At 69.5% G+C, this 25525-nt stretch carries 19 protein-coding genes; 11 read left to right on the forward strand and 8 right to left on the reverse strand.

The window, feature by feature from the left end; all coding sequences use genetic code 11:
- Positions 1-11: 11 nt before the first annotated feature.
- Positions 12-1013 carry an ABC transporter permease gene (locus JNB61_RS04655; protein WP_220288597.1) on the reverse strand — a complete coding sequence of 334 codons (1002 nt, stop codon included), beginning with the start codon at positions 1011-1013 and terminating at the stop codon, positions 12-14.
- A gap of 327 nt (positions 1014-1340) precedes the next feature.
- Here JNB61_RS04655 and JNB61_RS04660 point away from each other — a divergent pair, with 327 nt between their 5' ends.
- The 9 genes from JNB61_RS04660 to JNB61_RS04700 all read left to right on the forward strand — a co-directional run bounded on the left by JNB61_RS04660 (position 1341) and on the right by JNB61_RS04700 (position 13010).
- Positions 1341-2351 (forward strand): LacI family DNA-binding transcriptional regulator, encoded by a 1011-nt coding sequence (locus JNB61_RS04660; RefSeq protein WP_220338875.1) that lies wholly within the window; start codon positions 1341-1343, stop codon positions 2349-2351.
- The gene (locus tag JNB61_RS04665; protein ID WP_220288595.1) at positions 2348-4135 is read left to right on the forward strand and encodes an ABC transporter ATP-binding protein; all 1788 of its coding nucleotides are present in this window, start codon (positions 2348-2350) and stop codon (positions 4133-4135) included. Before JNB61_RS04660 ends, JNB61_RS04665 begins: the two co-directional genes overlap by 4 nt.
- A gap of 102 nt (positions 4136-4237) precedes the next feature.
- Positions 4238-5332 carry a Gfo/Idh/MocA family protein gene (locus JNB61_RS04670; protein WP_220338876.1) on the forward strand — a complete coding sequence of 365 codons (1095 nt, stop codon included), beginning with the start codon at positions 4238-4240 and terminating at the stop codon, positions 5330-5332.
- A 288-nt stretch (positions 5333-5620) separates the two neighbouring features.
- Entirely contained in the window at positions 5621-6925 is a 1305-nt protein-coding gene (locus JNB61_RS04675) for an ABC transporter substrate-binding protein (protein WP_220288593.1), read from the forward strand.
- Between the two features lie 75 nt (positions 6926-7000).
- Positions 7001-7996, forward strand: a complete 996-nt coding sequence (locus tag JNB61_RS04680) for a carbohydrate ABC transporter permease (protein ID WP_220288592.1) — start codon at positions 7001-7003, stop codon at positions 7994-7996.
- A complete protein-coding gene (locus JNB61_RS04685) occupies positions 7993-8916 on the forward strand; it encodes a carbohydrate ABC transporter permease (protein ID WP_220288591.1) in 924 nt (307 codons plus the stop codon). The genes JNB61_RS04680 and JNB61_RS04685 overlap by 4 nt, the downstream gene beginning before the upstream one ends.
- A gap of 7 nt (positions 8917-8923) precedes the next feature.
- Positions 8924-9571, forward strand: coding sequence for a DUF624 domain-containing protein (locus JNB61_RS04690; RefSeq protein WP_220338877.1), 648 nt, complete (start codon positions 8924-8926; stop codon positions 9569-9571).
- Positions 9572-9620: 49 nt separating this feature from the next.
- On the forward strand, positions 9621-11693 hold the full coding sequence (locus JNB61_RS04695; RefSeq protein ID WP_220338878.1) for a beta-galactosidase: 2073 nt from the start codon (positions 9621-9623) through the stop codon (positions 11691-11693).
- A 33-nt stretch (positions 11694-11726) separates the two neighbouring features.
- A complete protein-coding gene (locus JNB61_RS04700; protein WP_220288588.1) occupies positions 11727-13010 on the forward strand; it encodes an ABC transporter substrate-binding protein in 1284 nt (427 codons plus the stop codon).
- A gap of 74 nt (positions 13011-13084) precedes the next feature.
- On the opposite strand, the gene iolG is transcribed toward JNB61_RS04700, so the two are convergent.
- From iolG to JNB61_RS04735, 7 genes are read right to left on the reverse strand one after another with little or no spacing between them, the layout of a single operon-like run.
- Positions 13085-14095 (reverse strand): inositol 2-dehydrogenase, encoded by a 1011-nt coding sequence (gene iolG, locus JNB61_RS04705; protein WP_220338879.1) that lies wholly within the window; start codon positions 14093-14095, stop codon positions 13085-13087.
- Positions 14096-14133: 38 nt separating this feature from the next.
- A complete protein-coding gene (locus tag JNB61_RS04710) occupies positions 14134-15051 on the reverse strand; it encodes a sugar phosphate isomerase/epimerase family protein (protein WP_220338880.1) in 918 nt (305 codons plus the stop codon).
- A 39-nt stretch (positions 15052-15090) separates the two neighbouring features.
- On the reverse strand, positions 15091-15987 hold the full coding sequence (locus tag JNB61_RS04715) for a Cgl0159 family (beta/alpha)8-fold protein (protein ID WP_220338881.1): 897 nt from the start codon (positions 15985-15987) through the stop codon (positions 15091-15093).
- Complete coding sequence (locus tag JNB61_RS04720) at positions 15984-17672, reverse strand: hypothetical protein (RefSeq protein WP_220338882.1); 1689 nt, start codon at positions 17670-17672, stop codon at positions 15984-15986. Before JNB61_RS04720 ends, JNB61_RS04715 begins: the two co-directional genes overlap by 4 nt.
- Positions 17673-17675: 3 nt before the next feature.
- Positions 17676-18536, reverse strand: coding sequence for a carbohydrate ABC transporter permease (locus tag JNB61_RS04725; protein ID WP_220288583.1), 861 nt, complete (start codon positions 18534-18536; stop codon positions 17676-17678).
- Positions 18533-19498, reverse strand: a complete 966-nt coding sequence (locus tag JNB61_RS04730; RefSeq protein ID WP_220288582.1) for a carbohydrate ABC transporter permease — start codon at positions 19496-19498, stop codon at positions 18533-18535. Before JNB61_RS04730 ends, JNB61_RS04725 begins: the two co-directional genes overlap by 4 nt.
- Before the next feature lie 2 nt (positions 19499-19500).
- Positions 19501-20778: an ABC transporter substrate-binding protein gene (locus JNB61_RS04735; RefSeq protein WP_223214632.1), complete on the reverse strand. Its 1278-nt coding sequence runs from the start codon at positions 20776-20778 to the stop codon at positions 19501-19503.
- A 241-nt stretch (positions 20779-21019) separates the two neighbouring features.
- Here JNB61_RS04735 and JNB61_RS04740 point away from each other — a divergent pair, with 241 nt between their 5' ends.
- Both JNB61_RS04740 and arfA read left to right on the forward strand, forming a co-directional pair.
- Positions 21020-23926 carry a glycoside hydrolase family 2 TIM barrel-domain containing protein gene (locus tag JNB61_RS04740; RefSeq protein ID WP_220338883.1) on the forward strand — a complete coding sequence of 969 codons (2907 nt, stop codon included), beginning with the start codon at positions 21020-21022 and terminating at the stop codon, positions 23924-23926.
- Between the two features lie 58 nt (positions 23927-23984).
- The gene (gene arfA, locus JNB61_RS04745) at positions 23985-25517 is read left to right on the forward strand and encodes an arabinosylfuranosidase ArfA (protein ID WP_220338884.1); all 1533 of its coding nucleotides are present in this window, start codon (positions 23985-23987) and stop codon (positions 25515-25517) included.
- The last annotated feature ends 8 nt before the right edge of the window (positions 25518-25525 follow it).

Raw genomic sequence — 25525 nt, forward strand, 5'->3', positions numbered from 1 at the left:
GTCGTGGCCTCTCAGACGATCGATTCGCCGCGGACGCGCTTGGAGACCGCGTTGACGGTGAGCAGCAGCGCGACCGAGATGAGGCTCTTGAGCATGCCGATCGCGGTGGCCATCGACAGGCTGTTGCCGGTCATGCCGATGTTGTAGACGTACAGGTCCAGAACCTGGATCCACTGCTTGTTGAAGGCGTTCTGGAACACGTAGTACTGCTCCATGCCGTTGTTGAGGATGTTCGCGATCGACAGCAGCAGGAGCACGAGGTAGGTCGGCATGAGCTGCGGCACGGTGATGTACCGCATCAGCTGGAACCGGCCGGCGCCGTCGATTCTGGCCGACTCGTACAGCGACTGGTCGATGCCCGCGATCGCGGCGAGGTAGATGATGGCGCCCCAGCCGAGCCCCTTCCAGATGCTCCAGAGCGTCATGGTGATCCAGACGTTCTGGTCGGTGTCGAGGAACTTGATCGGTGCCGTGATGAGCCCGGCGTCGGTCAGGACGTCGTTGACGAGGCCCGAACTCGAGAACAGGGAGAACGCGATCATGTACACGAGCACCCACGAGATGAAGTTCGGGAGGGCCGTGAGCGTCTGCACGGAGTTGCGGAACCAGGGGGCCTTGATCTCGTTGAGGAGGATCGCGAAGAAGAGCGGCAGGAGGGATGTCGCGATCCCGAGGAAGCTGATCGCCAGCGTGTTCAGCAGCACCTGGCCGATCTGCGCCATCTGGGTGGGAGAAGACACCAGCATCTGGAACCACTGCAGGCCCACGAACTCGCTTCCCTCGAGCCCGAGCGCCGGTTTGTAGTCGTACAGGGAGTAGATCCAGCCGTACAGCGGGAGATATGAGAACAGGAACGCGAGGACCAGGAAGGGGAGGATGCAGAGGAACAGCGTGAACGACGTGCGGCTGCCCGCGGGGCGGAGCCTGCGGCCGCGGCCCTTCTTCGCGTTCTGATCCAGGTTGTGGACGGCCGCCTCCTGGAAGACGACCTGCGACTGCGCCTGAGTGGTCATCGGAGGGCGCCCTCGTCCGCGGCATCCGCCGAGGGGGCCGTCGGCTGAGCATGCCGTTCCATGTCACTCCTTCGTGTACGTGGGTGCCGCTCCATCGAGGGCGGGATCCGAGGTTCGTTCGTCGAACCGCTTCGATTTCGAACCGCTTCGATTGAGAGTAGGCGGCACCGCGCGATTCGTCAAATGTCTTCTGGTAACACCGCCACAACGATCGGCACCGCTCGGGCGCGCCCGTCACGGGCGGGAAAGCGCCTACCATAGTCGGATCGGACGCACCGAGGCGTCCGCTCCGGCCGCACGCCGGATCAGCATGACGGGACGAACGACATGAAGCGAGTCGGCATCCGCGATGTTGCCGAGCGTGCGGGCGTCTCGATCAGCACCGTCTCGAACGCCCTGAACCGTCCCCACATGGTCAGCGGGCGGCTCGTCGACCGCGTGCGCTCCGCCGCCGACCAGCTCGGCTACGTGCCGCTGCAGGCGGCGCAGCAGCTGCGCGCGGGGCGGTCGGGTCTCGTCGGCATGACCGTCATCAACATCGCGAACCCCTTCTTCGCCGACATGGTCGCCGGCGCCGAGGACGCCGCCTCCGCCGCAGGTCTGCGCGTACTGGTCGGCAACTCGAGCGACGACCTCGCCAAGGAGCGCGATCACCTCGAGCTGTTCGAGCGCGTGCAGGTCGAGGGGGCGCTGGTGAGCCCGTTCGGCCCGCTCGAACCCTGGCTGCGGCGACTGCGCGGTCGCGGCATCCCGGTGGTCCTGGTCGACGCGATCGACGACACGGGCGAGCTGCCCTCGGTCTCGTTCGACGACGTAGCCGGCGGCCGGCTCGCCGCTGAGCACCTGCTCGCGACGGGGCGACGGCGGCTCGCCTTCGTCGGCGCGCGCGCAGAGGTGCGCCAGGTGCGGGAGCGACTGCAGGGCGCTCGCCATGCCGTCACGGAGCTTCCGGGCGCGACCCTCGAGCCGATCTGGACCCAGCGCACCACGTCTGATCTCGGCGTGGCCTTCGGGGAGCAGCTCGCCGCCCGCTCCGCCGCCGACCGCCCCGACGGGGTGGTCGCCTCGAACGACCATCTCGCCATCGGACTCGTGCACGGCCTCATCTCCCGCGGGGTGAGGGTGCCCGAGGATGTCGCCGTGGTCGGCTACGACGACATCGAGTTCGCCGCGATCGCCGGCGTGCCGCTGACATCCGTGCGCCAGCCGGCCCGCGAGATGGGCCGCACCGCGGCCGAGATGCTCCTGGCGCGGATCAACGGCGCCCGAGGCTCCGACCTCGCAAGTGTGGTCTACCGGCCCGACCTGATCGTTCGCGCCAGTACCATGTCGGCATGACGCAGAAAGCGTTTACCGGACCCATCCGCATCATCTCGATCGCGCAGAATCCGCGTCCCGGCCGCTCCGTCCTGAAGCTGCTCGCCCGCCGGCCCGGCCGCATGACGGTGGCGATCCTCGCGTTCGCCTGCAAGGAGATCCCGCTGTGGTTCCTGCCGGTCGTCACGGCACGGATCATCGACATCGTCGCGACCGGGGGCGAGGTCTCGACGGTGCTGATCTGGTTCGCGGTGGCCGCCGTCCTGCTCATCCAGAACTACCCGATGCACATCGTCTACACGCGCAATTTCATGACGGTCGTGCGCGACACCGGCGCCGACCTGCGCAACGCGCTCGCGGCGCGGCTGCAGAGCCTCTCGATCGGCTACCACACCAGGGTGAGTTCATCGATCGTGCAGACGAAGGTCGTGCGCGACGTCGAGAACATCGAGCTCATGCTCCAGCAGGTGACCCACCCGCTGCTGTCGGCGACCATGGTCATGATCGGCGCCATCTCGATGACAGCGATCGCCGTGCCGCAGTTCCTTCCGGTCTATGCGCTCGCGGTCCCGATCGCCATCGGCATCCGGTACGGACTGCGCAACCGCTCGCGTGAGCGCAACGAGGTGTTCCGCCGCGAAGTCGAGACGCTCTCGGCGCGGGTCGGCGAGATGGCCTCACTCATCCCGGTCACGCGCGCGCACGGGCTGGAGCAGACGGCCGTGACCCGCGTGGCCTCCGGCGCCGACGGCGTGCGTCGCGCGGGCCTGCACCTCGACATGCTCAACGGCCATGTGGCCTCCATCTCGTGGGTCGCGATGCAGCTGTTGGGAGTCGGATGCCTCGTGCTCGCCGCGATCTTCTCGCTCACCGGATTCCTCCCCATCAGCCCGGGCGAGGTCGTGCTGCTGTCGACCTATTTCACGCTGCTGACCGGCGGCCTGACCCAGCTGCTGATGCTGATCCCCGTCGGCGCGCGGGGGATGGAGTCGATGCGGTCGATCTCGGAGGTGCTGCAGGAGCCCGACCTCGAGCAGAACGAGGGCAAGCGCGCCGTCGGGCGGGTCGGCGGCCGCCTCGAGCTGCAGCACGTTTCCCACCGATACGACGGGGCGGACCGGGACGCCGTGCACGACATCTCGCTCGACATCACGCCGGGTGAGACCGTGGCCTTCGTCGGCTCGTCGGGCTCTGGCAAGTCGACGATGCTCAATCTCGTGCTCGGCTTCGTGCGCCCGACAGCGGGCCGCATCCTGCTCGACGGCGTCGACATGCAGGACCTCGATCTGCGCACCGTGCGCCAGTCGGTGTCGGTCGTGCCGCAGGAGTCGGTGCTCTTCGAGGGCACGATCCGCGAGAACATCGCGTACGGCCTCGACGACGTGTCGGACGAGCGCCTCCACGCGGCCTTGCGCGACGCGAACGCCGCCGAGTTCGTCGAGCGCCTCCCCGACGGATGGGACACCGTGGTGGGCGAGCGCGGCGCCCGCCTGTCGGGCGGGCAGCGCCAGCGGCTCGCGATCGCGCGGGCGCTGGTGCGCGACCCCCGCATCCTGTTGCTCGACGAGGCGACGTCGGCCCTCGACCCCGAGTCGGAGGAGCTCGTGAAGGAGGCGCTCAACCGGCTCATGAAGGGCAGGACCACGCTCGTCGTCGCCCATCGCCTGTCGACGATCCGCCAGGCGGACCGCATCGTCGTGCTCGAGCACGGCCAGGTCGTCGAGATCGGCGCGCATGACGCGCTCGTCGCCGCACATGGCCGCTACGCCCGCCTGCACGCGACGCAGACCGGCCTCCCCCGCTGACCGGATCGTCCCGGATAGCGCTTTCCGTCACCACCGCCTACCCTGGAAGGAACGGATGCCGCGGGTGGCAGCATCCGTTCGCGATCACCCGAAGGAGCCATCGTGACCGACACCCTCCGCTGCGCCATCGTGGGCACCGGCGCCATCGCGCACTCCCACATCAGGGCCATCGACGCGTATCCGCACGCGGAGCTCGTCGCGGTCACCGATCTCAGCCGCGCGTCGGCCGAGGCTTTCGCCGCCGCGTACGGCGCGCCCGCCGTGTACGACGACCTCGACACCCTGCTCGCCGCCGAGCACCCCGATGTCGTGCACATCTGCACTCCCCCGGGCGCCCATGCGGCGCAGGCGCTCGCCGCGTTCGCCGCGGGGGCGCACGTCGTGGTGGAGAAGCCCCCTGCACCCTCCCTCGACGAGCTCCAGGAGATGACGGATGCTGCGGCCGCCGCCGGCCGGCAACTCGCGGTGGTCTTCCAGCAGCGCACCGGCACCGCACCTGCCCATGTGAAGCGCCTGCTCGACTCCGGCGCGCTCGGAAGGCCGCTGGTCGCGCAGTGCCAGACGCTCTGGTACCGCGACGCCGCATACTTCGCGGTGCCGTGGCGCGGGAAGTGGGAGACCGAGGGCGGCGGGACGACGCTGGGCCACGCCATCCACCAGCTGGACCTGCTGGCGTTCCTGCTCGGCGACTGGACGCGGGTCGAGGGGCGTCTCTGGCGCCTGGACCGGGAGACGAACACCGAAGACGTCTCCACCGCGACCGTCGTGTTCGAGGGCGGCGTCGTCGCGCAGGTCGTCTCGAGCACGCTGTCGCCGCGCGAGACGAGCTCGATCCGCATCGACACCGAGAAGGCCACGATCACCGTCGACCACCTGTACGGCCACGGCCACGAGAACTGGCGCATCACGCCGGCACCGTTCGTCGACGCCGACGAGGCCGCGACGTGGGAGATCACCGGCCCCGAGGAGCGCAGCGACCATGTGTACCTGCTGCGCGACGTGTTCGACGCCCTCCGCGCGGGCGCACCCTTGCCGCCGACGGCCGAAGCGCCGGCGCGCTCCATCGAATTGGTGGCTGCCATCTACGCCTCGGCGGACGCCGACGGCGCGGTCGTGACGCCGGACGACCTCGCTGCGCACCCGACGCACCGCAAAGGCTTCGCCAGCGCCGTGATCGATCTGCGGCCGGCCGGATGAGGGTCGATCCGACCCGAGAGCGGGCCCCCGAGCGCTGAACCGCCCGGATCTCCCGCCCGCCCCGCGGGCCCCACGGGGATCGTGCGCAGGACGTTCGCGCCGATCAGTGGCGGCCGTTACTGAATCGTTCTAATTTCTCGGCCGGATGTCTTGCGAAACGTTTTTTGACGAGGTACCGTAGCCGGCAAGCGCTTTCCAGCACCTCGCACCCGGAGCGCCCACCCCGCACACAGACGACGAACGTCCCGCGGGCACAACAGAACGCAGACGTTCACAAGGAGGACAAGGATGTTCAGCAAGAAGAGGGCTTCTGCCGCAGCCGCGATCGCAGCGGGCGCAGCCCTGGTGCTCGCCGGCTGCGCCGGCGGCAGCGGCGAGACCCCCGACGCCGCGCCCACATTCGACCCCGATCAAGAGGTGACGCTCGACCTCGCCTTCTGGGGCAACGACGTGCGCGCAGAGCTCTACAACGAGGCGATCGCCGCGTTCAACGAGGAGTACCCGAACATCACGGTGAACTCCACCTTCCTCACCTTCCCGGAGTTCTGGGAGAAGCGTCAGACGGAGGCGGCCGGCGGCAACCTTCCCGACGTGATGCAGTTCGACTACTCGTACCTGCGCCAGTACTCCGAGAACGGCCTCCTGCTCGACCTCGACCCGTACCTCGGCAGCATCATCGAGACCGACCCGCTGCCCCAGAACATCCTCGACATCGGTGTCGTGAACGACACCACCTACGGCATCACCACCTCGACGAACGCATGGGGGCTGTTCACCAACCCGGTCCTGCTCGAGCAGGCCGGCGTCGAGCAGTTCGAAGGCGGCAGCTGGGAGGACTACACCGACTGGATGGGCGAAGTCACCGACGGCGCGGGCGGCGCATTCTGGGGCGGCGGCGACTACACGGGCCGCATCCAGAACTTCGAGCTGCAGCTGCGCTCGGAGGGCAAGAACCTCTTCGACGAGGACGGCACGCCCGGCTTCGACGAGGAGCGCCTCACCGAGTTCTGGGAGTCCGGCGCGCCCATCCGGGAGGACGGCATCGGCGTCCCCCAGCAGCGCGTCGAGGAGGTCGCCCCGAAGGGCGCCTTCGACAGCGCGCTGACGGCGAGCGAGCTCACGTGGGACAACTTCGGCGCCGGCTACCTCGCGGGCCTCGGCGAGGGCTACACCGAGCTCGGCCTCATCGCTCCCCCGGTCACGGAGGAGGGCGCGAAGGACCTGTATCTCAAGCCCTCGATGCTGCACACCATCTCGTCCCAGACCGAGCACCCCGAGGCGGCGGCGACCCTCGTCAACTTCCTCGTGAACTCGCCCGAGTCCGGTGAGATCTTCGGCACGAACCGCGGCCTCCCGGCTTCGGAGACCGCCCTCGACGCGGCCGAGCTCGACCCGCTGAGCCAGCAGGTCAAGGACTACGAGGCGTCGATCGCCGACCGCCTGGGCGACGCTCCGCCGGTGCCGATCGTCGGGTACGGCACGCTCGAGGAGAAGTTCCGCCAGCTCGGCACCGAGCTGGGCTTCGGCACCGTCACCGTGGAAGATGCGGTCTCGCAGTTCTTCTCCGAGATGGACGTCGTCCTCAACCAGTGACAGCCTCCGGGTCCGGGCGTACGATGCGCCCGGACCCGGACACCACTACTCCACAAACCCGTATCGGAGAGTCTCGTGAGCACCACAGCGACCAGAGTCATCGTGACCGGTGAGAAGTCCTCACGCCGGTCCCTGTTCCGCCGGAGCAGCCCTGAGCACGTGAACCGGGCGGGTCAGCGCCGGCGCGTCATGAAGGAGACGCTGGCGGGGTACGGGTTCCTGATCCCCTGGCTGGTCGGGTTCTTCGGCCTCACGCTGATCCCGATGGCGTACTCGCTGTACCTGTCGTTCACGAAGTACAACATCTTCACGCCGCCGCAGTGGATCGGCTTGGACAACTACGTCCGCATGTTCACGTCCGACCCGGCGTTCATCCAATCCGCGCAGATCACCCTGATCTACGTGCTGGTGGGCACCCCCATCACGCTCGCGGCCGCGCTGGGCGTGGCGATGCTGCTGAACTACCGCGACAAGGGCGCCGGGTTCTTCCGCTCCGCCTTCTACGCCCCGTCGCTGATCGGCGGGTCGGTCTCGGTCGCGATCGTGTGGCGGGCGATGTTCGCCAACGACGGCCCCGTCGACAACTCGCTGTCGGCGATCGGCATCGACCTGGGCGGGTGGATCGGCAACCCCGCGCTGGTGCTGCCCGCGATGATCCTGCTGGCGATCTGGCAGTTCGGCGCGACCATGGTGATCTTCCTGGCCGGCCTCAAGCAGATCCCCAAGGAGCTCTACGAGGCCGCCGAGATGGATGGAGCCGGACCCTGGCACCGCTTCCGCGCCGTGACCCTGCCGATGCTGTCGCCGGTGATCTTCTTCAACCTGCTGCTCGGTCTCATCGGCGCGTTCCAGGTGTTCTCGTCCGCCTACATCATCTCCAACGGCACGGGCGGCCCCGCCGGCATGACGAACTTCATCACCCTGTACCTCTACAAGCGCGGCTTCTCGGACGGCCAGATGGGCTACGCCGCCGCCATCGCGTGGGTCCTTCTGATCGTCGTCGCGATCATCGCCTTCATCCTCTTCCGCACTCAGCGCAGCTGGGTCCACTACGCCGGAGACAACCGATGAGCACCACCAGCTTCGGCGAACCCGCCATCGCCACCCTCGAGAACCAGCTCGACGCCACCCCTGAGCAGCCCCGCCGCAAGGTCAAGCGCGGCACCTGGCAGACCGTGATCTGGTTCGTCGTCCTCATCGCCGTCACCGCGGTCGTGCTCTACCCGCTGGTGTGGCTGCTGTTCTCCACGTTCAAGCCCAACAGCGAGTTCGGCTCGAACATGGGCCTGCTTCCGAACAACCCCACCATCGACAACTACGCGAAGGTGATGGAGGGCATCGCGGGCGTCCCGATGTGGCGGTTCTTCCTGAACTCGTTCATCATCGCCGCCGGCTCCGTGATCGGCGTGCTGCTGTCGTCGTCGCTGGCCGCCTACGCGTTCGCCCGCATCCAGTTCAAGGGCCTGGGCATCCTGTTCGCCGCGATGATCGGCACGCTGCTGCTGCCGTTCCACGTCGTGATCATCCCGCAGTACATCATCTTCCAGCGCCTGGACATGATCGACACGTTCATCCCGCTGCTGCTGCCGAAATTCCTCGCCACCGAGGCGTTCTTCGTGTTCCTGCTCGTGCAGTTCATCCGCCAGATGCCCCGCGACATGGACGAAGCCGCCCGCATCGACGGCGCCGGACACGTGCGCATCTTCTGGTCGATCATCCTGCCGCTGATCAAGCCCGCCCTGATCACCTGCTCGATCTTCGCGTTCATCTGGGCGTGGAACGACTTCCTCGGACCCCTGCTCTACCTCACCAGCCCCGAGAACTACCCGCTGCCCATCGCGCTGCGCCTCTACAACGATCAGACCTCGGTGAGCGACTACGGCGCCACCGTCACCGCCTCGTTCATCGCGCTGATCCCGGTGCTGCTCTTCTTCCTCGTGTTCCAGCGCTTCCTCGTCGACGGTGTCGCCACCCAGGGACTCAAGGGATAGGACCGCCATGGACCGCCGAGAACTGCGCGCCGCGCGTCGCGCCGACGCGTCGGGTGCCGGGCCCACGCTCGAGGAGCGCGAGCCGGCCCGCTACCCGGGCGCCAAGGGAGCCTTCGCCCTCTTCGGCGAGGTGCTGCTGACCGGACTGCTCGTGGCCGCGGGAGGCGTGCTCATCGTGACGCTGCCGGCGGCGCTGGCGGCCGGAATCCGTCACCTCCGCCGCTATGTGGACGCCGAGCAGTCCCACGTGAGGACGTACTGGCAGGACTGGAAGCAGGCGCTTCCCGGGGGCCTGGTCGTCGGCGCCGCGGCCGTCGTCCTCGCGTTCGTCCTCACGCTCGACATCTTCCTCGCGGACTCGGGCGCACTCCCCGGAGGCGGCCTCGTCTCGATCGTCGGCTGGGCCGGGCTGGTCGGAGCAGGTGTCGCGCTGCTCCTCGCCGCGGGCACGTGGACGCCTGAGCGCGGCTGGCGCGCGGCGGTGCGCAGCATCCCATCGTCGATCGCCACCGATCCGATCGCCGCCGTGTATGTCGCGGCAGCGACGGTGCTTGTCGGCGTCATGACCTGGATGCTCGCACCGCTCATCATCGCCGGACTCGGCTGCGCCGCCTTCGCCGTCGTCGCCCTGCCGGCGCGCCGCGGCCGCCGCTGATCACCACTCCCCTCTCGAAGCAAGACCAGCCAGAAGGAGCCCGCTCGACGTGCTGTACGGCGCCGATTACAACCCCGACCAGTGGCCGGAGGAGGTGTGGGATGAGGACGTCCGCCTGATGCAGGAGGCCGGCGTCAACATCGTGAGCCTGGGCATCTTCGCGTGGTCGAGGATCCAACCTGCCGAGGACGTGTGGGACTTCGCATGGCTCGACACCGTGATCGACAAGCTCCACGCCGGCGGCATCGCGGTGAACCTGGCGACGGCGACCGCCTCTCCGCCGCCGTGGGTCAGCGCGACCTACCCCGAGACGCTCCCCGCGGACGAGTCGGGCGCGTCGTACTGGCCGGGCAGCCGTCAGCATTTCGCGCCGTCGTCGCCGACCTACCGGCGGCTGGCGGGCGAGCTGGTGCGCCGGCTCGCCGAGCGGTACGTCCACCACCCCGCCGTGGTGATGTGGCATGTCGGCAACGAGTTCGGCTGCCACCTCTGGATGGACTTCTCGGATGCTGCGCGCGACGCGTACCGCGGCTGGCTCGCCGCCCGGTACGCCACCGTCGAGCGGCTCAACCAGGCGTGGGGCACGAGCTTCTGGTCGCAGCGCTACGGCTCGTTCGACGAGATCTTCCCGCCCCGGCTCGCTCCCTACAGCCATAACCCGTCGTCGATGCTCGACTGGCGCCGGTTCACGAGCGACATGCTGCTCGAGTGCTACCTCATGGAGCGCGAGATCCTGCTCGCGGCGGGCGCCACGCAGCCGATCACGACGAACTTCATGGGCCCGTTCAAGCCGGCCGACTACCGCCGCTGGGCGCCGCACATGGACGTCATCGCCGACGACTGCTACCCGGATCCCGCGAACCCGAACCGTGTGCGCGACGCCGCATTCCAGCGTGATCTCGTGCGCTCGCTGAAGCCCGGCGCTGCGTGGCTGCTGTGGGAGCAGGCGACGGATGCCGTCAACTGGCGTCCCGCGAATCCGGGCAAGCGCCCGGGCGCGCTGGTGGCGGAGACCGCGCAGTCGATCGCGCGGGGCGCCGACGGGATCATGTTCTTCCAGTGGCGCCAGTCCCGCGCCGGCAGCGAGAAGTTCCACTCGGCGATGCTCCCCCATGCCGGCACCGGGACCCGCACGTGGGACGCGGTGACCGAACTGGGCGCGCGCCTCGCCGCGCTGCCCGAACTTCCCGCGCCGGGCCGCGACGCGCAGGTCGCCCTCGTCTTCGACTGGGAGAACTGGTGGGCCGTCGAGGAGCGCGACCACCCCACCGAGATCGACTACCTCGCGATCGTGCTCGAGTGGTACGGCGCCTTCCACGCACGGAATATCCAGGTCGACATCGTCGGCCCCGAGGAGGTCGACCACACCTACGCGCTCGTGGTCGCGCCGGCGCTGTATCTGCTGCGTGACGAGGGCGCCTCGGCGCTCGCCCGCTTCGTCGACGACGGGGGGACGCTCCTCACCGGTCCCTTCACCGACATCGTCGACGCGCACGACCATTTCCGCGACGGCGGATTCCTGACGCAGCTCGGCCCGGTGCTGGGCCTGCGCTTCGAGGACTTCGGCGCTCTCGCGGGCCCGTCCTCGGGCGGCGCAGGGGTCGGCGGGCTCAGTTCCGACGCCGTCCAGGCAGCGCGCGAGGCCGCAGGCCGCGGCGCCGTGACGTTCGACCTCGACGGGGCCGCGCGGTCCGGCCGCCTGGTCGCCGAGGCGGTCCACGCGACCGGCGCGACCACGATCGCCGCGTTCACGTCGGGCCCGCATGCGGGGGCCCCCGCACTCACCCGCCACCGCTTCGGCTCGGGCGAGGCCTGGTACACCGCCACGCAGCCCACCCCCGACGCGCTCAACGCCGTCGTCGGGGTGGTGGTCGCGGCATCCGGTGTCGGCCCGGTCGTGGCGGATCTGCCCGCCGGTGTCGAGGCGGCGCGCCGGGGGGACCTCGTCACCCTCATCAACCACAGCGACCAGCGCGTCGAGATCACGATCGACGGGACGGATGCCGAGACCGGTGTCGCCGTCGAGCGCGTGGTGCTCGACCCCCAGGGCGTCGCGTTCGTGACCGCACCCGCCCGCGCCGGCACCTTCGCCTCGGCCGCCCGCGCCGCCAGCACCCCCTGACACCCCACCAGAAGAGAAGACTGGAGCATCCGAATGCCCGCACATCGCACCCTGCTCGCGACCGCCGCCCTGACGGCAGGCGCCGCGCTCGTCCTCTCGGGCTGCTCCGGCGGCGCCCAGGGCGACGCCACGGCGTTCGACCCCGACGAGAAGGTCACCCTCGACTTCGCGTTCTGGGGCAACGACGACCGCGCGACCCGCTACAACGAGCTGATCGCGGCGTTCAACGAGGAGTACCCGAACATCACGATCAACACGTCGTTCACCGACTTCCCGAGCTTCTGGGAGAAGCGCCAGACGGAGGCGGCCGGCGGGGGCCTGCCCGACGTGTTCCAGTTCTCCGACAGCTACCTGCGCCAGTACGCGGAGTCGGGCAACCTGCTGGATCTCGCCGACGTGTCGGACTACATCGACATGACGACGTTCGAGGAGTCGCTGCTCGGCACGGGCGCTCTGAACGGCGTGCAGTACTCGCTGCCGACGGGTTACAGCCTGTGGGCGAACTTCGTCAATGACGACCTCGTTGCCGAGGCCCTCGTCGAGGCGCCCGAGGGCGGCACGAGCTTCGCCGACTTCGACGAGTGGATGGCCTCGGTCACCGACGCCACCGGCGGGGCCGTGTACGGCGGCACCGACTACACGCAGCGGATCCAGGTCTTCGAGCTGCAGCTGCGCGCGAACGGCGACAACCTCTACACCGAGGACGGCGAGCTCGGGTTCACCGAGGACGATCTGCGCGAGTTCTGGGAGTCCGGCTCCGAGATCCGCGACGGCGTCACCGTGCCGCAGCAGACGCTCGAGGAGCTCTCGCCCAAGTCCGGCTTCGGCGCCGGCATCACCGCGAGCGAGATGAGCTGGAGCAACTTCCTGGGCGGCTACCTCGCCGACTCCGGCGCCTCGTCGATCTCGCTCATCGCGCCGCCCACCGCGAAGGAAGGCTCGAAGGACCTCTACCGCCAGGCGGGCCTCCAGGTCGCGATCGCGGCGAACACCGAGCACCCCGAGGCCGCGGCACTGTTCCTCGACTTCGTCGTGAACAGCCCGGAAGCGGGCGAGATCTTCGGCACGACGCTCGGCTTCCCCGCGTCCTCGTCGAAGCTCGAGGGCACGCCCCTCGAGGGTGCCGACAAGCAGGTCGCCGATTACATCGAGTCGGCCGCCGACCGCATCGGCGACGCGCCGCCGGTCCCGGTCGTCGGCTACGGCTCGCTCGAGCAGACCTTCTGGGACCTCGGCAAGTCGATCGGTCTCGGCGCGATCTCGGTGGACGACGCCGTGACGCAGTTCTTCGCCGAGGCGGACGCCATCCTCGGCTGATCCGCGTCCGAATCGCGCATACGGATGCCGCGGCACGAGGCCGCGGCATCCGTGTGTCCGCCGGGTATCGCGGGTCAGTGAAGTCCGACGGCGACCGCGACCCGCTCGGTCGCGGAGCGCTGGGCGGCGTCGGCGAGGAGCAGGGCCGCGCGGCCGTCGTCGAACGTGGGGCTCTCCGACGCGCCGTCCCGCACGAGCGCGACGAATGCGCGCAGCTCGGCCGCGTAGGCCTCGGCGTAGCGTTGCAGGAAGAAGTCCTCGTAGGGGGCGGTGGCCTCGACCCGCTCGGCGGTGGAGAGGCTCACGAGGCTCGTCGAGCGGTTCGCGACCTGGAGCGTGCCCAGGGGGCCGAACGCCTCCAGGCGCTGGTCGTAGCCGACGGCACTGTGGCGCGAGTTGATGATCGTGACTATCGCGCCCGATGCGGCGCGGAGCGTCACGACCGCCGTGTCGTAGTCGCCGTGCCGGCGGGCGCCCTCGTCGAAGGTGGTCGATCCCATGGCACTGACCTCGACGATGTCGGGGAGGAAGAAGCGCGCCATGTCGAAGTCGTGGATCGTCATGTCGCGGAAGATCCCGCCCGAGACCGCGACGTAGTCGGCGGGCGGGGCGGCGGGGTCACGGCTGATGATGGTCAGCTGCTCGAGGGCTCCGATCTCGCCTGCCGCGACACGGGCGCGCACCTCCGCGAAGGCGGGGTCGAAGCGGCGGTTGAAGCCCAGCGCCACGGGAACGCCTGCGGCGGCGACCTTCGGGCGCAGAGCCTCCACGCGCGCGATGTCGAGGTCGATCGGCTTCTCGCAGAGCACCGGGATGCCACGGTCCACCGCGCGCTCGATGAGGTCGACGTGCGTCGGGGTCGGCGAGGCGATGAGCACGGCGTCCACGTCGTCGGCGGCGAACAGCTCGCCGGCGTCCGCCGTCACCCGCCCGCCGAAGCTGTCGGCCACGGCGGTGGCGCCGTCGACGAACGGATCCGCGACCCACGACAGTGTCGTGTCGGAGTTCGCGGCGATGTTGGCGGCGTGCACCTGGCCGATGCGGCCGGTGCCGATGAGGCCGAAGCGGAGGGGGGCGTGGGTCACGGCGTGTCCTTCTCGTGGGGTGGGGATGGATGTCGCGCTCAAACCCAGGGGCGGAGTGCTGCGCGGTTGACGCGCTGGTCGTCGCCACGCGCCGTGCGGAAGGCGTCGATCGCGACGTCGGGCGCGTTCAGGACGTCCTGCTCGACGACCACCCACCCGTCGAAGCCGCGCGCCTCGATGGCGTCCATGACGCCGGCCAGGTCGAGGTCGCCCTGGCCGAATGCCACGAACGAGCCCGACGACCACACCTCGGTCATCCCGCCGCCGGACGAGAGCACACGCCCGAGCTCCGCCAGGTCGACGTCCTTCAGGTGCAGGTGGTTGATGCGGTCGCCCCACCGGGCTACCGCGTCGAGCGGGTCGCCGTCGGCGATGAGCAGGTGCCCGGTGTCGAGCGTGAGGTCGACGTCGACGTGAGCGAGGAAGCGGTCGATCTCTTCGGGCGACTCCACGAAGGTGCCGGCGTGGTGGTGGAAGGTCGGCTCGAAGCCGGCGGCGCGCACGATGCCGGCCGCGCGCTCGGTGTTCGCGAACAGCCGCTCCCAGGCGGGGTCGGGGAGCGGGTCGACGTCGTCGCCGCGGCCAGGGCGCGCGCGGCGCGCGACGGATCCGTCGTCGGCGAGCGTCGGCAGCGGCAGGCGGCCGGGTCCTGCCTCCGCGGCGTCGGAGAAGACGCGCAGCGCATCGTGCAGCGACGGCAGGGAGGCCTCGAACGCCTCGTCGTCCGAGAAGGGCAGCTGCACCCACCCGCCGGCGAGCTCGAGTCCGAAGCGCGACAGCCGCGCCCGCAGATCGGCGTCACGACCGAGGAAGCCGACGGGGCCGAGGTCGACCCCGCCGTACCCGGCGTCGGCCAGCACCTCGAGAAGCTGGTCGGCCGAAACAGTCGCCGCTCCCTCGGGGGTCATCTCGAACACGCCGAAGCTCACCGGCGCCCCTGCGACGGTGGCCTTCATCGGTTCGCCTCGGCACTGCTCATGCGGTCCCCCATCGGGTCAGAGATCGGTGTGGACGAGACGCGCGGCCGCGTCGACGGCGCCGGCGACGTCGCCGTCCGGCGGGTACAGCAGCGCGCGTCCGGCGGTCAGGCCGCGAACGCCCGGGAGCGCGAGAGCATCCTCCCACGAGGAGAAGGTCTCGTCGGGGTCGGTGCCCGAGTCGCCGCCGAGCAGGAGCGTGGGGAGGGTCGTCGCCTCCATGACGCGAGCCATGTCGGGCACGACGGGCAGCTTCATCCAGGTGTAGGCGCTGCTGGCACCGAGTCCTGCGGCGATCGCGATCGAGAGCACCACGGCGTCCGGGGTCAGGTCGTTGACGATGCGGCCATCGACCCACCGGCTCAGGAACGGCTCGACCATGATCGGAATCCGCGCCTCGGCCGCGGCGGTCACCGCGTGTGCGGTCGCCTCGAGGGTCGACGCCGTGCCGGTGTCGGCGAGGTTCACCCGCAGCAGCACCTTGGCGAAGTCGATCCCCGAGCGCACCATCGACGGCATGTCGTACCCGGTGAAGCGGTCGTCCATCTCGAACGCCGAGCCGCGCAGGCCGCCGCGGTTCATCGAGCCCACCACGACCTTGTCGTCGAGGAGGCCGAGCACCGCGAGATCGTCGATGATGTCGGGCGTGGAGAGGACGCCGTCGACGCCGGGGTGACCGAGCGCGACGGCGAGACGCTCCAGCAGCAGATAGCGGCTTGCCATCGCGTCGTCGCGGTCGCCCACCGCCAGCGCACCCCGCGCGGGGTGGTCGGCCGCGACGATGAACAGCCGGCCGTCACCGCGGACCACATCGCGCCGCACACGGCGCGACAGCGCCTCCTGCACGGCGTCCGGGCGCTCGGCGCGCAGCGCCCGCAGCGTGTCGAAGCCGATGGCGTCGATGACGGCGCTCATTCGGCGACCCCTTCTGCGCGGAGCCTGAGGACGAGCCGGCCCGGGGCGCGCGCGGTCAGGTACACGCGACAGCCGGCGGCGGCATCGCTCGCGCCGAGGAACGCGTAGTCCTCGCCCGGCTCGTAGCGACCGGCGCCGCAAGCGCGATAGCCGTCGCCGGCGTCGAAGGCGATGGCGGTGTCGCCGACGCGGTAGCGCCCGGCGCCGGACTCGAGCAGCCGGGTGCCGGCCCCGTTCTCGGCGACCCCTTCGAACACGCCCCCGTCGCCGAACGCGAGCTCGAGGGCCCAGGCACTGTCGGGGCCGTCCACCGCGATCGACACGACGGCGCCGTCGGCCGTGGGCTCGACATCGATGACCGTCTGCAGGCTCACGTCGTCGGTGGTGCGGTCGCCGAACGACATCGAGCCGTAGAAGCGTCCGTCGTCGGTCAGCGCGTACTGGCCCGAGGGCGAGCGGCGATCGGCATCGAGCGGCTGGTAGTAGTGAGCGCAGACCGTCTCGGCGAGCTCGTAGCCCAGCGCGTCGGGTCGTGTCGTGAAGCGGTCCGCGCGGAACGGCCCGAGACCGAAGAAGTCGCGCGACAGCCGCACCGAGTCGAGCACCACGTCGCCCGCGAACATGCGCAGGAACGTGGGGTTCGCCGACAGGCCCGACCGCACGCGGCGGAACCGCGGGTAGTCGCTGCCGCCGAACACCACGAGGCGCCGGCGCGCCGTGTCGTCGACCACGAGCCCGGACTGCTCCCACGCGCGCTGCGGCGCCGGGGGCGCAGCATCCGGAAGCTCCTGCCCGATCCGGGGCGCGACCAGAAGCTCGGTCAGCACCGCCGAGGCGTGAGGGATGCCGCCGCCCAGCGCGCGACGCGCGGCCCAGGCGAAGTCGCCCCGGCCGAGGTCGATGGCGTAGCGCCGGTACGCCGCCAGATACGGCGCGAGCGGGAATCGCGTGAGCTGGTCCTGGCGTCGCGAGTGCACCGTCTCGACGGAGTCGTCGGGGTGGATCAGCCCGAGCGTGCTCTCGAGATTGCGGATGACGGCCTGCCGTGCGTCCGTGCGGTCGAACACGTCGGCGATCACGGTGAGCGACGGGTTCGAGACGTAGGCCGCGTAGTTGGCGCTGCGCTCGGAGTAGACGCCGTCGGGCGTGATGTCGACGCCCTCGGCGAGCCACTGCTCGGCGCGGTCGCGCAGCGCCCGCGACGGGCGCCGGCGGTGAAGCCGCGCGAGCGCGGCCGAGATCTCCCAGCGGTGGTTGGGCGTGTGCACGCCGCCCACGAGGAGCGCAGGCTCGGCCGCATCCGCGATGGCCGTGAGCTCGGCCTCGAGGGCGGCCAGCGCCACCCGCTCGTCGGCCGGCGCCTGCGCGATGAGATGGAGCGCGTCACACAGGTCGTTGACCGTGAAGGCGGAGTCCGGTGGGGAGTCGACGTTGTCGCCGCCGACGAACAGCCCGCTCGGGCCCTGCAGCGCATGCACCGCGCCGACGCTCTCCGCGGCGGCGTCGATCAGCGCGCCCTCGCCAGCGTGAGCCGACCGCGGCCACAGGTACGCCGCGACGAAGAGCCGGGCGCGCTCCATCAGGTGGCGGTGCCGCTCGTGAGGCCCGATGCCCGATGCCAGCTCGCGGCGGACCTCGTCGGCGACCGCCGCCTGGAGCGCCGCCTCGAATTCCGAGTCCGTCACGGATCAGTCCTTCAGCCCCGAGTTGATGTCGGCGTTCATGATCTGCCGCTGGAAGACCGCGAACAGGATCACCATCGGGACCAGCGAGATCACCGAGGCCGACAGCAGCACCGACCAGTCGACGTTGTCGGCGCCGACGATCGAGCGCAGCGCCACCTGGAGCGTGTACCGGTCGGGGTCGCGCAGCACGATGAGCGGCCAGATGTAGTCGTTCCAGCGCCACTGGAACGAGAAGATCGCCAGGACGACCGCGATCGGCTTCGCAAGGGGCAGCATGATGCGCCAGAACGCGCCGAACTCCGAGACACCGTCGATGCGCGCCGCCTCGAGCAGCTCGTCCGGGACCGTCCTGAAGTACTGACGGAACATGAAGATGCCGGTCGCCGTGATGATCGACGGCACGATGATGCCCGCCAGGCTGTTGTACAGACCGAGGTCGCGGACCACCGCGAACGAACTCGGCATGATGACCTCCGTCGGCAGCATCGTCGTCGCGAGCATGCAGATGAAGAAGACCTTCAGCCACCACGCCTTGTACTTCGCGAACGCGTAACCCGTCATCGCGCTGACCAGCACCGTCAGCACGGTGGTCACGATCGCGACGATCGACGTGTTGAGGAAGTACTGCGCGAAGTTGAAGCGGTTCCACGCGGTGGAGTAGCCGCTGATCGTCCAGTCCTTCGGGAAGAGCGTCAAAGGAAGACTGAACAGCTCCGAGCCGGGCTTGAAGGAGCTGAGGATGAACCACGCGACCGGGATGAAGAATCCCAGGGCGAGGACCCAGAGCAGAAGGGTGCTGGGAAGCGAGCGCAGCGGTCCGGCGGCACGAGGACGCGAGCGCTTCGCGGATCGAAGGTTTGTCATGCGAGATCGTTCCTCTTGTCGAAGCGCATCTGGATCAGCGCGATGATGATGAGGATCACCATGAGGACCATGGACGCGGCGCTGGCGTAGCCGACGTCGGCGCGCTCGAAGCCGGTGCGGTAGATGTACTGCACGATGAACATGTTCGAGGTGCCCGGTCCACCGCCGTTGAGCGCCTGCACCATGGCGAACTCCTTCATCGACCCGATCGTGGTGAGCAGGATCACCATGAACGACGTCGGGCGCAAGAGCGGCAGGATGATGCGGGAGAAGCGCTGCCACCCGCTCGCACCGTCCAGCTGGGCCGCCTCCAGATAGGACTGCGGGATGTTCCGGATGGCCGCGATGAACAGCAGCATGTTGAAGGCGGTGCCGCCCCACGTGCTCACGATGAGGATGAGCACCAGCGCGAGGTTGGGGTTGGTCTCCCACTGCAGGCCGTTGCCGCCCAGCAGCTCGATGATGTAGTTCACGAGACCGAAGTTCTCGCCGAACAGCCACTTCCAGATGACACCGGCGACGATCGGCGAGATGAGCCACGGCAGGAAGAAGATGATCCGGGCCGTCGCCTTGCCCTTGGCGAGCGAGCTCGTCAGCAGCATTGCGATACCGAGCGCCGCCGCGTAGTGCAGTGGCACCGACAGGAACGTGTAGAGGAAGGTGCGGCCGAGCACCGAGTAGAACACCGGGTCCTGGGCCAGGTCGATGTAGTTCTCGGCTCCGATGAAATCGGGGGTGCCGACACCGCTGTAGTCGGTGAAGGAGTACCAGAGGCCGAGGGCGCCCGGCCACAGGAAGAACAGCCCGAACAGCACCACCGCGACCGCGATGAACGACAGCGGCGCCAGGACGAAGGTCGTCGAGCTCCGCCGGGAGCGGCGCGCGCGCTTCGCGCGCCGCTCCACGGTGATGACCGCTGACGTCTCTGCGCTGCGACCATCGACGGACTTGGTGGTGGACATCGTCACTCCAGCGCACCCAGCTGGTCCGTGAACAGTGCGTTGATGTTCTCGATCGTGGTGTCGACGTCCTGCTCGCCGTTCAGGTACTTGACCGTCTCGTCGCGCACCGGGTCGCCGTCGGTCGTCACGTTCTGCGCGCCGTACTGGAGCTCCATCTCCTTGATCTCGCCCACGATGTCCGGCGACGCCGCGATGTCCTGGTTGTAGATGTCGAACGCTTCGGCGTGCGAGGCGTAGGTGATGTCGAGGCCGTCGATCGCCGGGATGAACGACGACGTCTCCGAGAGCTCGGTGTAGTTCTCGGGCTCGTACAGCCACTTGATGAAGTCGTGCGCGGCCTCCTGCTGAGGACCGTCGAAGACGACGATGGATGCGGCGTTGCCGAAGTTCGTCGCGCGCTCCTCCTCCTGGGGCAGGTACACGGAGGCCCACTCGAAGTCGGCGATGTTGACGGCGAAGTCGGCGATCTGCCACGAGCCCGAGAGGTAGGAGACCACGTCGCCGCTCTTGAAGAGGGCGTTGCCGTCGGCGTCCGACAGCCACACGGAGCGGGGCATGAACGAGTCGTCGTTGAGCGAGTTGAAGTACTCCAGCGCCACCTTCGTGCGGTCGTTGGTGCTGAACTCACCCGAGTCGTCGGGCTGGAAGTAGTCCGAGCCGAACTCGTACAGGAACGCCTTCAGGCGGTGCGAGGACTTGTCCATCACCATGCCGTAGCTGGTGCCCGTGGCCGCCTGCACCTGCTTGACGGCCGCGACGTACTCGTCCCAGGTCCAGATGTCGTCCTCGGTGGTCGGGTACGCGACACCGGCCTGGTCGAACAGCGTCTTGTTGATGAACATGCCGACCGCGGTGATGTCGGACGGGAGGGAGATGACGTTGCCGTCGTCGTCCTTGTCGGACAGCTCCGTGCGGATCTGGCTGCCGTCGGTGATGTCGGAGAGGTCGGTGGCCTCGCTGCGCCAGACCGGGTCGACCGCGCCCACACGAGCCAGCGCCGGGAGGTCGTTCGCCTGAGCCGCGTTTCGGAGCTTGGTCGCGAGGTCGTCGTTCGCGATGTCGACGATCTCGACCTTGACGCCCGTCTCCTCCTCGTACTTCTCCGCCATGTGCGCGTAGCCGCCGCCCTGGTTGGCGTCGCCCGAGAGGAAGAACTGGAGGGGCTCGTCGGACTGGCCGGCGTCGTCCGAGCCGCTGCACCCGGTGAGGGCGACGGCGGTGACGGCCGCGGCAGCGAAGGCGAGAGTCACCCGCATGCGGGCGGTGACTGAATGCTTCATTGGAATTCCCTTTCGCCCTGGGGAACCAGGGGCCAACATCGTTGTCGATCGGGCGCGGGATTTCGCGTCCTCTGTGCGACTCCGAAGCTGGGGGCTCGGAGTCCATCGCTGATACGATGTTAGGACATTAATGCAAACTGCGCCATCGGGCAAGCGCCTTCCCACTCCCTGTGATCCAATGGGAAAGCGTCTTCCATCGCGACGTGCACCGCCCTCTTCACCACTCGCCGACGAGGAACATATGAGGATCGCCACCACCCGCCCCGGCTCCGGCACCATCGCCCCCCGGGCCCGCCTGCGTTCGGACGCCCCGGAGCAGTCGCTCGACGGGAACTGGCGTTTCCGGGTCTCACCCTCCCTCCGAAGCGCGCCCGCCGACTGGCGGGATGGCGACACCGCACGATGGGGCACGGTCGAGGTTCCCGGGCACTGGAACCTGCAGGGGTACGGTTCGCCCGCCTATTCGAACGTGCAGATGCCCTTCCCGGTCGACCCTCCGTTCCCGCCGGATGCGAATCCGATCGGCGACTACCGCCTCGACTTCACCGCGTCGGCCGCCGTCCTCGCTCACGGCAGGAGGCTGCTGCGCTTCGACGGCATCGAGTCGGCGGCCGAGATCTGGCTGAATGACACGCTCGTCGGGACGACGCGCGGAAGCCGGCTCACACACGAGTTCGACGTGTCGGGACTGCTCATGGAGGGCGTCAACCGCCTGGCCGTGCGGGTCGCACAGTTCAGCGATGCGACCTACCTCGAGAACCAGGACATGTGGTGGCTGCCGGGGATCTTCCGCAGCGTCACGCTCCTCGCCCGGCCCGACGGCGGCATCGCCGACCTGTTCGTGCGCGCCGACTGGGACCATCACGCGTCGGAGGGGATCCTCGACGTCGCGGCGGAGGTCGACGGGGGCGGCGTCGCCCGCCTCGTGATCGAGGAGCTCGGTGTCGACGTCCCGGCCACGGGGTCGCTGCGCCTCGCCGGGGTGGAGCCGTGGAACGCGGAGCACCCCCGCCTCTACGACGTGGAGATCCGCACCGGGACGGAGACGGTCTCACTGCAGGTCGGCTTCCGCCGGGTCGAGGTGCGCGATGCGCGGCTGCTCGTCAACGGATCCCCGATCATGCTCCGGGGAGTCAACCGGCACGAGCACCGTCCGCGGCACGGTCGCGTCTTCGACGCCACCGTGGCGCGCGACGAGCTGCTGCTGATGAAGCGGCACAACATCAACGCGGTGCGCACGTCGCACTACCCCCCGCACCCCGACGTGCTCGACCTGTTCGACGAGCTCGGCTTCTGGGTCATCGACGAGTGCGACCTCGAGACCCACGGCTTCGAGCACGTCGGCTGGCGCGGCAACCCCAGCACCGACCCGGCGTGGCGGGACGCGTTCCTCGACCGCATGCAGCGCACGGTGCACCGCGACAAGAACCACCCGAGCGTCATCATGTGGTCGCTCGGCAACGAGTCCCACGTGGGCGCGAACCTCGAGGCGATGGCCCGCTGGGCCAAGTCCGTCGACCCCAGCAGGCTCATCCACTACGAGGGCGACAGGGAGAGCCGGTACGTCGACGTGTACTCGCGCATGTACGCATCGCACGACGAGGTGCGCGAGATCGGCGAGGAGGTCCTGCGGCCCGCGCGGTTCGACGCGACCCCGGCCGAGGCGCACCGTCTGACGCTGCCCTTCCTGCAGTGCGAGTTCGCCCACGCCATGGGCACCGGGCCCGGGGGCCTCGAGGAGTACTGGGATCTCTTCGAGGCCTACCCGCGTCATGCCGGCGGTTTCGTGTGGGAGTGGATCGAGCAGGGCATCACGGTGGACGGCCCGGACGGCGGCAGCCGGACCCTCTACGGCGGCGATTTCGGCGAGGCCGTCCACGACGGCAACTTCGTGATCGACGGGCTCGTGGACGCCGACCGCAACCCGCGGCCCGGTCTGCTCCACTATGCGGCCGTCATCGCACCGGTGGTGATCGACGTCGACCCCGGACGCACGAGCGTCCGCATCGCCAACCGGTTCGACTTCCTCGACCTCGGGCACATCCGGCTGCAGTGGTCGCGCGTCGTCGACGGCGCGGTCACCGCGTCGGGCACGCTCACGGCGCCCCCCTGCGGGCCCCGCGAGGCCGTCACGCTCGAACTGCCGGACGCGGGACGGTCGGATGCCTCTGCCGAGGTCGCCGACGTGCTGACGGTGGAGGCGGTCACGACGGCCGACTCGCCCTGGGCCGGCGCCGGCCACGTTCTCGCCAGCGGCCAGCACGTGCGCGAGGGCCGCCCGCCCGTGCCGCCGAGGGTCGCCGCGGAGGCGACCGAGGAGGGGATCGGCGCGGCGCGCTTCGACGTCGCGACCGGCGGGCTCGTGCGCCTGGGCGACCTGGAGATCACCGGCCCGATCGTGGGCGTGTGGCGAGCGCCCACCGACAACGACCGTGATCAGGGGACGGACGAACTCGACCTGCCGCGCTATGCCGAGCGCTGGCGCGCCGCCGGCATGGACCGCACGGTGACGCGCCTGATCGACGTGCAGCCCGGCCTGGACGAGGTGGTCGTCCGCACGAGGACCGGTACGCCGATCCTCGACAGCGCGATCGACGCCACGGTGCGCTGGAGCGCGGTCGGCGACGGGGCGGTGCGCCTCGACGTGGAGCTCGAGCCCAACGCCGCCTGGACGACGGAGTGGGCCCGTCTCGGCCTGGACCTCGTGCTCGCGGGCGAGCCCCTCGGCGCGGACCTCGCCGGCTACGGTCCCATGCACAGCTACCCCGACCTCCGATCGGGGGCGCGATTCGGCTGGTGGCACCTCGACCCCAGCGAGTTGACGGTCGACAACGTGAAACCCCAGGAAAGCGGTTCCCGAATCGGCGTCCGAGATGCCAGAATCGTCACGGAAGGCGGCACGCTGCACGTGTCGGCCCTCGACCACTCGTTCGCGCTCACGGTTTCGCGGCACAGCCGGCAGACCCTCGCCGCTGCCGCCCACAACTGGGAGCTGACCCCTGAAGGACGCACCTTCGTGTCGATCGATCTGGCCCAGTCGGGCGTGGGCACCGCGACGTGCGGGCCGGGGGTGCTGCCGCGACACCGACTGCCTGCGCGCCCTGCGGCCATCTCGCTGATCCTGCGGCACGAGCGCACGCCCGACTGAGCCATGCCCCGGTGGCACGACGCGCGCCGGAGCCCGACCGACCCCTGAAGGAGCACCCGTGACCTCTGCGACCGAAGCGACGGCGCGGCTCGACCCGCACGACGAGATCGCCGACATCGACCGTCGCCTGTTCGGCGGCTTCGTCGAGCACCTCGGACGCCACATCTACGACGGCATCTTCGAGCCGGGGCATCCGTCCGCCGACGCCGACGGCTTCCGCACCGACGTCATCGAGCTCGTGAAGGAGCTCGGGGTCTCGAGCATCCGCTACCCGGGCGGCAACTTCGTGTCGGGCTACCGCTGGGAGGATGGCATCGGCCCGGTGGCCGAGCGCCCCCGCCGCCTCGACCTCGCCTGGCACTCGACCGAGACCAACGAGGTGGGGCTGCACGAGTTCCAGGCCTGGCTCGATCGCGTCGGCAGCGACCTCATGCTCGCCGTCAACCTCGGCACGCGCGGAACCCAGGAGGCGCTCGATCTCCTGGAGTACGCGAACGCCGACACGCGGACGGCATGGACCGATCAGCGCGCCGAGAACGGCCGCGCTGCACCTTTCGGCGTGAAGATGTGGTGCCTCGGCAACGAGATGGACGGCCCGTGGCAGATCGGCCACAAGAACGCCGACGACTACGGCGCGCTCGCCTCTCAGACCGCCAAGGCGATGCGCATGCTCGACCCGGGCGTCGAGCTCGTGGTGTGCGGCTCGTCGTCGCGATCGATGCCGACGTTCGGGTCGTGGGAGCGCACCGTGCTCGAGCACACCTTCGACGACGTCGACTTCATCTCCTGCCACTCCTACTACCAGGAGTACGACGGGAACGCGCAGGAGTTCCTCGCGTCGGGGGTGGACATGGCGCGGTTCATCGAGTCGGTCGTCTCCATCGCCGATGCGGTCGCCGCGACGAAGAAGAGCGACAAGCGCATCATGATCTCGTTCGACGAGTGGAACGTCTGGTACCTCTTCAACCCCGACGGCACCGAGTCGGGCCACGAGTTCAAGGGCGGGGCGTGGCCGGTCGCGCCGCGCCTGCTCGAAGACGAATACCACGCGCTCGACGCCGTCGTCTTCGCCGACCTCATGATCACGCTGCTCCAGCATGCCGATCGGGTGCGCTCCGCGTCGCTCGCGCAGCTCGTCAACGTGATCGCCCCGATCATGACCGAGCCGGGCGGTCCGGCCTGGCGGCAGACCACCTTCTTCCCGTTCTCGATCACCTCGCGCCTCGCACAGGGCCGCGCCCTGCGCGTGCCGGTGTCGGCGGGCACCTTCACCAGCGACAAGCTCGGCGAGGTCGAGGCCGTGAACGCGGTGGCGACCATCGACGACGAGGGCGTGTCGCTGTTCGTCGTGAACCGTTCGACGACGGATGCGGCGAGCCTGCGCGTCGACCTGGAGCCGCTGGTGCGCGTCCTCGGCCGCGAGGTCGCTGTCGTCGAGTCGCACCTGATGCACGAGGACGACATGTACGCGGCCAACACCCTCGAGGACCGAGAGCGCGTCGGCGTGCGTGAGGCCGAGGCATCCGTCGTCGGCGATGTGCTGTCGCTGACGCTGCCCGCCGTGTCGTGGACGGCGGTCCGGCTCGCGTGAGCGCTGCC

This window comes from Microbacterium ureisolvens (assembly GCF_019511645.1).
In the GTDB taxonomy this organism is placed as follows: Bacteria; Actinomycetota; Actinomycetes; order Actinomycetales; family Microbacteriaceae; genus Microbacterium; species Microbacterium ureisolvens_A.

Bases quoted from the DNA above. Each gene is read 5' to 3' on its own strand.
- JNB61_RS04655 (WP_220288597.1), bottom strand. From the start codon at position 1,013: ATGACCACTCAGGCGCAGTCGCAGGTCGTCTTCCAGGAGGCGGCCGTC.
- JNB61_RS04660 (WP_220338875.1), top strand. From the start codon at position 1,341: ATGAAGCGAGTCGGCATCCGCGATGTTGCCGAGCGTGCGGGCGTCTCG.
- JNB61_RS04665 (WP_220288595.1), top strand. From the start codon at position 2,348: ATGACGCAGAAAGCGTTTACCGGACCCATCCGCATCATCTCGATCGCG.
- JNB61_RS04675 (WP_220288593.1), top strand. From the start codon at position 5,621: ATGTTCAGCAAGAAGAGGGCTTCTGCCGCAGCCGCGATCGCAGCGGGC.
- JNB61_RS04685 (WP_220288591.1), top strand. From the start codon at position 7,993: ATGAGCACCACCAGCTTCGGCGAACCCGCCATCGCCACCCTCGAGAAC.
- JNB61_RS04690 (WP_220338877.1), top strand. From the start codon at position 8,924: ATGGACCGCCGAGAACTGCGCGCCGCGCGTCGCGCCGACGCGTCGGGT.
- JNB61_RS04700 (WP_220288588.1), top strand. From the start codon at position 11,727: ATGCCCGCACATCGCACCCTGCTCGCGACCGCCGCCCTGACGGCAGGC.
- JNB61_RS04710 (WP_220338880.1), bottom strand. From the start codon at position 15,051: ATGAAGGCCACCGTCGCAGGGGCGCCGGTGAGCTTCGGCGTGTTCGAG.
- JNB61_RS04715 (WP_220338881.1), bottom strand. From the start codon at position 15,987: ATGAGCGCCGTCATCGACGCCATCGGCTTCGACACGCTGCGGGCGCTG.
- JNB61_RS04725 (WP_220288583.1), bottom strand. From the start codon at position 18,536: ATGACAAACCTTCGATCCGCGAAGCGCTCGCGTCCTCGTGCCGCCGGA.
- JNB61_RS04730 (WP_220288582.1), bottom strand. From the start codon at position 19,498: ATGTCCACCACCAAGTCCGTCGATGGTCGCAGCGCAGAGACGTCAGCG.
- JNB61_RS04735 (WP_223214632.1), bottom strand. From the start codon at position 20,778: ATGAAGCATTCAGTCACCGCCCGCATGCGGGTGACTCTCGCCTTCGCT.
- JNB61_RS04740 (WP_220338883.1), top strand. From the start codon at position 21,020: ATGAGGATCGCCACCACCCGCCCCGGCTCCGGCACCATCGCCCCCCGG.